The sequence below is a fragment of the Streptomyces capoamus genome (assembly GCF_014654935.1).
In the GTDB taxonomy this organism is placed as follows: domain Bacteria; phylum Actinomycetota; class Actinomycetes; order Streptomycetales; family Streptomycetaceae; genus Streptomyces; species Streptomyces capoamus.
Map to the genome: position 1 here is coordinate 76,847 of NZ_BNBF01000004.1, position 1,268 is coordinate 78,114.

Sequence of the window (1,268 nt, forward strand, 5' to 3'; positions counted from 1 at the left end):
GACTGGACGAACAGGCCCAGCCGTGCGGCACACCTGCGGTAGAACCGCAGTTGGGTGCGGCGGCCGAACAGACGCCAGCCGAGCCTGGTGATCCGGTCCAGGGTCGGGGCGCCCTGCGAGTGGCACGACACCAGGAACAGCACCTCTCCGGTGTCCTGCCGCTTCACCACCTCGTAGGCGACCCGGCCGCGTTCGAGGTGGCCCTCCAGCGTCTCGTAGGCCCATCCCCAGACCCGTTCGGCGCCGTCGCGGGTCTCGTCCACCACCGCGGTGACGCGCACACCGCAGTAGAAGTGCATGCCGTGGAACCGTGCCTCCAGCAGCATGTCGCGGCCGAGCAGCGGTGCCGCCGGGTCGTAGAGCGCGCGGACGATCTCCGGCGGCGAGATCTCGTAGTCGCGGACCAGGCGGCAGGCCTGCTCCCAGGAGCCGCCCGGCTCGGGCGGGCCCGGGCGTTCCGGAGGCAGCGCGGTGCGGTGCACATCGATGTTCCAGGCCGGTCGGCGTACCTCGTCGACCGAGTAGTTGACGCGCGCGCCGGCGAGGTCCCGCCACACCTGTGCGGCATCGAGCCGCCCGAAGACCCAGTCACCCAAGGTGATCACTCGGGTGTTCGAGCGAGTCGCCGATCAGCCACAGCGTCGGCGGCCACAGACCCACGAAGAGCGCGCGCCGCTCGGCGTTCCCCCGCTGCTCCTGGTCGACGGTCTTCGCGCGCACCCACAACGACACGCACAGGCCGACGGTGGCGAGCGAGGCGACGTGCAGGTGAGCGCCCCGCACGCCCGCGCGGTGCAGGAGCCGGACCACCATGGGGGCCTCCGGGATCGGTCGGTTGCCTGGGCGGCTGCTTCGTTTTGAGTACCCTTTCGCCGGGTTATATACCTTTAGTTACTTTTCGTAATCCTTGACTCCTCCCTGGTAAGGGGCTCGGGTGACGCGTCCACACTCACCTCGGATCCTCACCGTCCTTGCCCGGTGGCTCCTGGGCACCGGCTTGGTGACCTGGCGGTACCTGTGGGAGACGACGCCCCTGTACCGGGGTGGCGAGTGCCGGGGGGACGAGACGGACCTCCCGCCTCAGCTCCCTCCCGAGGCGGTCGACAGCCGGGTACAACTGGCACAGGACGGCTGGGGTCCCCTCTTCCACCGCCTCTTCCGTGTGTACATCGCCGACGCCGACATCGATCCGGCCCGGCTCGTCGCGTGGGTGTGCAGCGACTTCGGGCGCTTCGTGCCCTCCGAGGTGGTCGACATCCACACCGGTG

2 protein-coding genes and 1 pseudogene are annotated in these 1,268 nt (G+C 69.9%); 1 reads left to right on the forward strand and 2 read right to left on the reverse strand.

Features of this window, described 5'->3' with window-relative positions; genetic code table 11:
- Positions 1–605, reverse strand: a 605-nt coding sequence (locus IE312_RS08505) for a DUF1990 family protein (RefSeq protein ID WP_229899345.1), incomplete at its 3' end; no start/stop codon positions are given.
- Positions 589–813: a hypothetical protein gene (locus IE312_RS08510; RefSeq protein ID WP_189979919.1), complete on the reverse strand. Its 225-nt coding sequence runs from the start codon at positions 811–813 to the stop codon at positions 589–591. The genes IE312_RS08505 and IE312_RS08510, both read right to left, overlap by 17 nt.
- Positions 814–934: 121 nt before the next feature.
- Here IE312_RS08510 and IE312_RS39260 point away from each other — a divergent pair.
- Positions 935–1,268, forward strand: a pseudogene (locus IE312_RS39260) (DUF1990 family protein); the annotation flags it as partial.